A 6,377-nucleotide genomic window follows, 5' to 3' on the forward strand; every position below is an offset into this window, starting at 1 on the left:
CCAATGACCGAAACCACCACCGCCGTGTCCGCCGAGCAACAGGCAGCCGAGGAGGCCCTGACCGCGAAAGTTCTCGCCTCCTTCGCCAACACCACCGACCCCCGCCTCAAGCAGCTGATGCAGTCGCTCACCAAGCACCTGCACGCCTTCATCCGCGAGGTCCGCCTCACCGAAGCCGAGTGGGGGAAGGCCATCGAGTTCCTCACCCAGGTCGGACACATCACCGACGAGAGGCGCCAGGAGTTCATCCTGCTCTCCGACGTGCTCGGGGCCTCGATGCAGACCATCACCGTGAACAACCCCGTGGCCGGCAACGCCACCGAAGCCACCGTATTCGGCCCCTTCTTCCTCGAGACCGCCCCGGAAATCCCGATCGGCGGGGACCTCGCCGGCGGTGCGACCGGGCAACCGGCCTGGGTGGAGGGCACTGTGTGTGACCTCGAGGGCAACCCGGTCCCGAATGCGCGGATCGAGGTGTGGGAGGCCGACGAGGACGGCTTCTACGACGTCCAGTACGACGATGACCGCGTCGCCGGCCGCGCACACCTGTACTCGGACGAGAACGGGCACTATGCCTTCTGGGGCCTGACACCGACCCCGTACCCGATCCCGCACAACGGACCCGTCGGGGCGATGCTCGAAGCCACCGGACGCTCCCCCGTGCGGGCTGCGCACCTGCACTTCATGGTCACCGCCGAGAACATGCGAACCCTGGTCACCCACATCTTCGTCGAGGGTGACCCACAGCTGGAGATCGGGGACTCCGTATTCGGAGTCAAGGACTCCCTGATCAAGCGCTTCGAGACCCAGTCCGCCGGCACCCCCACCCCGGACGGGCGCGACCTAAGCGGAACGGACTGGGCGCGGGCCCGCTTCGACATCGTCCTCGCCCCCCAGAACTGAGTGTTCCACCGGCCATGATGGGGTGCTCACCCCTGTCCGGGCGACTACGTGCCTGCTCCATGAGGACGGGGCAGGCGCCCTTCACCGTCAACAGCAGCCCGGAGTCACATGTGACGGACTGCTGTATCTGGACTCAGCCGGCCCCGCCTGGAGCGCCAGAGCACGCCACACCCCAGCGAACCGAGGAAAGCAGAGAACATGCCTATCGTCACCATCAACATGATCGCCGGTCGTGACCGAGCCGTCGTTCAGGAGTGCCTTCGTGAAGTCGCCAAGACGGTCGCCAGTACTCTCGACGCCCCGCTGAACTCCGTGCGTGTGCTGGTCAACGAGGTCGACCCGGAGCTGTGGACCGTGGGCACCACCCTCAAGAGCGAGGAACGCACCGACAACCCCACCCCATAAGCGCGAACACGGACGGAACTGCCGCTCGGATAAGTGACGGTGGCGTCTCATGCGGCGAGGGGCACGGCCCCCACGGGGGCGTGGACCGTTGACTGAACCCCGCGTCGAGGGGACCGGGCAGTTCGGTCCCCTCGACGCGGGAGTCGGTCAGGCGTTGGCCGGTGCCGGCTCGCCGAGTTCCTCACCGGCGGTGGCCGGGGCTGGGGTGAACACCTCGGGACGGTCCAGGATGCGGCCCAGCACCCGCACGAGTTCCCGCTCCGGGTCCTCGGCCACCGACATCGACCGCCACGCGATGTGCTTGTCCGGGCGGACCAAGATCGCACCGTCCTCTTCGACCTCGCGCTGGCGCATCCAGTCGCCGTAGAGATCCTGGACCGCGCAACCGTCGCCGATCACCACGGCCTCCAGTGCCACGCCGAGTTCGGCGGCCACGGTCTGCGCAGCGTCGGCCCATGCCTGCCCCGTGATGCCGGTGAACAGGGTGAACTGCGTGCCCTTGGCGATGTCGTGGGTGGAGAACTTCTCCTTCTCGTCACCGAGCCAGGCGTGCGGCAGGCGCAGGCCGGGGAAGGTGGACTTCTGGTGGTGCAGCATCGGGTCCTGGGTGGGCTCCGGGCGGGCCGCGCCGTCGGTCACGGTGGCGTCCGAGGCGTAGAAGTGGCCGATCTCGGTGCCCTGGGCGTTGAACTCGTAGTCCTTGAAGTCCAAGGCGTCTCGGAGCTGCTCGCGCCGGGCCGCGCCCTCGGGGGAGTTCTCGTAGCGCAACTGCAGCTTCTCGGTGAACTCGTCGTTGTCCTTCGCGTCGGCCACACCGAGGGCCTCGAAGATCGGGGTGTAGTCGCGGGAGGACTGGTTAGCGCGGTTCACGATCTGCTGGGCGATCGGGGCGCGCTCGGCCGAGTAGGTCTCCAGCAGCTCAGGCCCGGCGTTCCACTTGAGCACGGCCGCGATCTTCCACGCCAGGTTGTAGGCGTCCTGGATGGAGGTGTTGGAGCCCAACCCGTGGCTCGGCGGGTGCTTGTGGATGGCGTCCCCGGCGCAGAACACGCGGCCCTTCTGCAGGTGTGTGGCCCACTGCTCGTTGTTGCCCCACAGGGAGTAACCGGTGATCTCGACCTCGAGGTCGGGGATGCCCACGAGGTTGCGCACGATCCGAACCGCCTCCTCTTCGTCGAGCTCGGGGGCGGGGCCGTTGATGTCGTAGCCCCAGACGGTCAGCCACTCGTTCCAGGGCCGGACCATGCGGATCAGCCCGGCGCCGATGCCACCGATGTTGGACCCGGGGTGGAAGACCCAGTAGAGGATCGAGGGGCGGTGGGCGACGTACTGGGACAGGTCCGCCTTGAAGGTGATGTTCATGGACCCGGCGATGTCCATCTCGCCCTCCATGGGCAGCTCGATGTCCGCGGCAACCTTGGAACGGGCCCCGTCGGCGCCGATGAGGTACTTGGCGCGGATGGTGTACTCGTGGCCGGAGAGGCGGTTGAGGACACGCACGCTCACCCCGTCCTCGTCCTGGACATGGGAGACGTACTCGGTGGAGAACTGGGTCTGCGTGCCGCGCTTGGTGGCGTTCTCCACGAGGATCGGCTCGAGCATGGTCTGCGGAATGTCACACGGCATCGCGGGGGAAGCCAGCTCGTAATCGGCGCGCCGGTCCGGGCGGGTGCCCCAGGTGGGGCGGCGGCCGATCTCTCGACCGGCCACGGACTCGCAGTAGACGGTGTCGCCCATCATCTCGTGCGGGGAGGCCTCGCGCAGGACCTGGTCCTCGATCCCGGCATCGCGCAGCACCTCCATGGTGCGCTGGTTGGTGATGTGCGCCCGGGGGGTGTTGGCCGTCCACCGGTACTTGGTGATCATGATGTTCGGGATCCCGTGGGTGGACAGGAACAACGCGGCCGAAGAGCCCGCCGGGCCGGAGCCGACGATCAGCACATCAGTCTCGACCACCTGGCCCGTGGGGCGGGCCGTGGCCTTGATTCCGTCATCGAGAGCAGGCATGGGAACCTCCTGGGTCGCGCACCGGGTGACGCTTGATGGGTGCTCGGTGGGTGTTCCTCAAAGTGTTGCGCGTCACACTTTCCGCTCCGAGGGCTTGTCCCGCAACGTCACGGTGTGGTCCCGCAGGATCAAAGGAGACGCGCCTGGCCCCTCCCCGAGGCCGACGACGCCATTAACACCGCGGGATCACTCAGGCGGTGCCGGCCCTGCGCAGCTCGGAGGGAGTCACACCCGTATGGGCCTTGAATGCCCGGGAGAAGTGCGCCTGGGAGGAGAAGCCGCAGCGGGCGGCGATTTCGCTGATTGGTGTGGCGGCCTCGGTGTTCGAGACGAGCAACGCCTCTGCGGCCTGGAGCCGGTGGGCGAGCAATCGCTCGGCAAATGACTCGTCGTGAGCGGCGAACAGCCGTGTCAGCTGGCGCTCACTGACGCCCACCGCACTGGCGACGTCCGCGCGGGAGAGTCCCGGGCTGTTGAAGCGGCGCTCGATCACATCGCGGGCCAACCGGTACGCGGAGCTTGTGCCCCGGGCCCGGGCGAGCAGCTGCTCCACGAGGCCGAAGGCTTCCTGCTCCACCTGTTGCGGATCCAGCTCCCGCCGGTCGAGGGCGGAGTTGATCAAGGAGGCCAGGCCCGCCGCGGCCGGGTCCAGCCCAGTCGGAGACGAGAACTCGAAAATCACCGGCTCCTTCAGCGACGCCCCGTGAGACAACCGGATGTACTCCTCACGCGGGATCGTCAACACCAGCTCCCGGAGCCCTGCGGCGAAGCCGCGCAGGAACGGCCGGTCGGCGTCGTAGAGCACGGCCTGCCCGGGCTTGAGCAGGATCATCCCGGTGGGATGGTAGAAGAACGCTTCCCCGCCGAGGGCGAAGAACATGGCGACATCACCGGTAGGGTGCTCGGCGATGAACTGCTCGGAGCGCTCCACCACCTGCGAGGAGCCTTTGACCCGTGCGAAGCGCATCGCCGGGAAGTGCAGGTTGACCTCTTCTGCCACCAACGGGGTGTTCTCGATGGTGCGGATATCCAGACCGATGAGCGCCTTGGCGTTGTGGGACTCCCAGTGCTCCACCCGGTGGCCCACCGGGATGCGCGCCGTGGAAAACCTCAGCACCTTGGGCGCGTCCGGGCTCTCGCTAGGGTCGAGCACGGCACCTCCCCCCAGTGCCAGAGCGGCATTGTGCCGATCCTAGATAAGTCATACGAACAGGTCTCAGTGGTCATAGGCGGCCAAGGGCCGCAACGTGGTGTCGACGACCTCCCGGTGAGCGATCCTCCGTGGCCGGCCCTACCGGTCGACATCGATCCCGCATACCCCTCACGGGCCTTCCCGCCGATGACCGTCCTGCGGGTGGTCCCATCTTCTCCGTGATCACGGTGCTGGAGCTACCTCGGGAGGCCAGGAGCACGACCCGCCCCGCCGCGCTGGCCCGGAACGAACGGAGCTCATCAGCCGTACCAGCTCCCCTCGGTCGCCTTCGCGCAACAGCAGCGGACCAGCACGATGACTTGCCATGACCCATAATCCCACCCCAAGCACCGTTTAACTACCTCAACCACGGGTCCGCAGTTCCATGGAGACGGCCTTGGCGGACTCTTGAGCGACCCTCACCGCGGCCATCCAGCATCAGGGCAAATCAGGTGGCTGATATGGGCAGTTCCCGGATACGCCGATAGAGGGTGGCTCGAGACATGCCCAGATCGCGGGCGACCTGGGTCGCTGGCTCCCCGCCCTCGATCAACCGGAGGGCGTTGCGGATCTGGGAGTCGGTGAAGGTTTGGCGCCGCCCACCGAGGTCCTTGCCGGCCGCCCGACGCTTGGCCACCGAGTCGGTGATGCGTTCGCGTTTGATCTCGAGCTCCATCTGGGCCAGGGCGGCCATGACGGTGAAGACCATGGACCCCATCGGGGTGGCGGTGTCGACGTCTCCCCCACCCAAGTTCAGTACGCGCAAGCCGGCGTCTCTGCCCCGTAGCGCCTCGGCGAAAGCCAGCATGTTCTGCGTCGACCGGCCCAACCGGTCCAGCGTGGTGATCACCAAGGTATCGCCATGTTCCAGGGCCGCCACCGCCTTGTCGAACTTCGGACGCGAAGGACGGCCTCCAGACACTCCATGATCGATGTAGAGGTCATCGCGTCGCACACCCGCATGCAGTAGGTCGGACACCTGGCGATCTGCGTCCTGCTGCCGCGTTGACACCCTGGCGTACCCGATCAGCTTCCCCATGTCCACCCAATCTGTCTCGCAACCAACGTTGAGTATCCGATTCTAGGGGTACGGATAAAGCACATAGATGCGAGACATGCTCAACCGCGGAAACATGCGGGCGCAAATTTTCCGGATGAGACGTCTCGCATCCCTTGGATTGAGAGAAGGGGACTGGTGCACTGCTAGGTCAACCTGCCACCTGTCGCTGCGACAGTCCCAACCGTGGGGCAGGTCAGAGCCAACCAAAGTCGGGGCAGTCCCATGTGGCTATAGGCTGTGGCATACCGCCATCCAGTCGGAAACGTCAGTAGTGTCCAAAACGGACGTAACCGCTAGATCCCAGCGTGTCGCCTGTAGCCACCCGTCGACGTTGGACAACCTCAGGCCATTGCATCCCGACACGGTCAACCGCACACATGACGGCCATGGCGACGGTTTGCCCCTCCCCCACCGCCGCAGCCGACCGCGGACATTCCCTGACGACGGGCGATCAGTCGATCAAAATCGGAGAACTAACACGTGTCGGAGTCGATCCAGCACTCTCTCGCCAGGATGCTGTCAGACCTGACCACCGCGACCAGCGCCAAGGAGACGTTCGAGGAGGTCGAAGCCCTCCTGGATCGCGACGAGTACCTCGGCCACGCCCTGAGTACGACGACGAGGGCATGTTCGACTGCGCCAGCCCGGGCCGCGTCCATTACGCCTCCCGGGACGGTCAACTGCGAGTCGCCGTCGAGTCCCTCGGTGCGGACCAGTTTGCCGTCAAGATGTTCAACGACGAGACCGGGCCCCGCTTTATGGAAACCTAGGGTGCCGCTGAGGCAGAGCGCCTTGCGGTCAAGTCCTTTT

Annotated in this window: 6 protein-coding genes; 2 read left to right on the forward strand and 4 right to left on the reverse strand. The window is 66.3% G+C overall.

Going from position 1 to position 6,377, the window contains the following annotated elements; genetic code table 11:
* Nucleotides 1-3 precede the first annotated feature (3 nt).
* Both E7Z53_RS18965 and E7Z53_RS18970 read left to right on the forward strand, forming a co-directional pair.
* Nucleotides 4-903, forward strand: a complete 900-nt coding sequence (locus E7Z53_RS18965; RefSeq protein ID WP_176338586.1) for a dioxygenase family protein — start codon at nt 4-6, stop codon at nt 901-903.
* A gap of 198 nt (nt 904-1,101) precedes the next feature.
* On the forward strand, nt 1,102-1,308 hold the full coding sequence (locus E7Z53_RS18970) for a tautomerase family protein (RefSeq protein WP_136341058.1): 207 nt from the start codon (nt 1,102-1,104) through the stop codon (nt 1,306-1,308).
* A gap of 147 nt (nt 1,309-1,455) precedes the next feature.
* Here the strand turns inward: E7Z53_RS18970 and E7Z53_RS18975 are convergent, their stop codons facing one another.
* From E7Z53_RS18975 to E7Z53_RS20060, 4 genes are all read right to left on the reverse strand, one after another.
* On the reverse strand, nt 1,456-3,315 hold the full coding sequence (locus E7Z53_RS18975) for an FAD-dependent oxidoreductase (protein ID WP_176338587.1): 1,860 nt from the start codon (nt 3,313-3,315) through the stop codon (nt 1,456-1,458).
* 190 nt (nt 3,316-3,505) lie between these two features.
* Complete coding sequence (locus E7Z53_RS18980; RefSeq protein ID WP_095650774.1) at nt 3,506-4,468, reverse strand: helix-turn-helix transcriptional regulator; 963 nt, start codon at nt 4,466-4,468, stop codon at nt 3,506-3,508.
* Nucleotides 4,469-4,955: 487 nt separating this feature from the next.
* Nucleotides 4,956-5,546, reverse strand: coding sequence for a recombinase family protein (locus tag E7Z53_RS18985; protein WP_095650811.1), 591 nt, complete (start codon nt 5,544-5,546; stop codon nt 4,956-4,958).
* Between the two features lie 494 nt (nt 5,547-6,040).
* A partial coding sequence (locus tag E7Z53_RS20060; protein WP_217905966.1) for a hypothetical protein occupies nt 6,041-6,377 on the reverse strand: 337 nt, incomplete at its 5' end.

It is taken from the genome of Kocuria salina (assembly GCF_013368965.1).
In the GTDB taxonomy this organism is placed as follows: domain Bacteria; phylum Actinomycetota; class Actinomycetes; order Actinomycetales; family Micrococcaceae; genus Kocuria; species Kocuria rosea.

Excerpts from the sequence above, each read along its gene's own strand:
- E7Z53_RS18965 (WP_176338586.1), top strand. The coding sequence starts at position 4 with ATGACCGAAACCACCACCGCCGTGTCCGCCGAGCAACAGGCAGCCGAG.
- E7Z53_RS18970 (WP_136341058.1), top strand. The coding sequence starts at position 1,102 with ATGCCTATCGTCACCATCAACATGATCGCCGGTCGTGACCGAGCCGTC.
- E7Z53_RS18975 (WP_176338587.1), bottom strand. The coding sequence starts at position 3,315 with ATGCCTGCTCTCGATGACGGAATCAAGGCCACGGCCCGCCCCACGGGC.
- E7Z53_RS18985 (WP_095650811.1), bottom strand. The coding sequence starts at position 5,546 with ATGGGGAAGCTGATCGGGTACGCCAGGGTGTCAACGCGGCAGCAGGAC.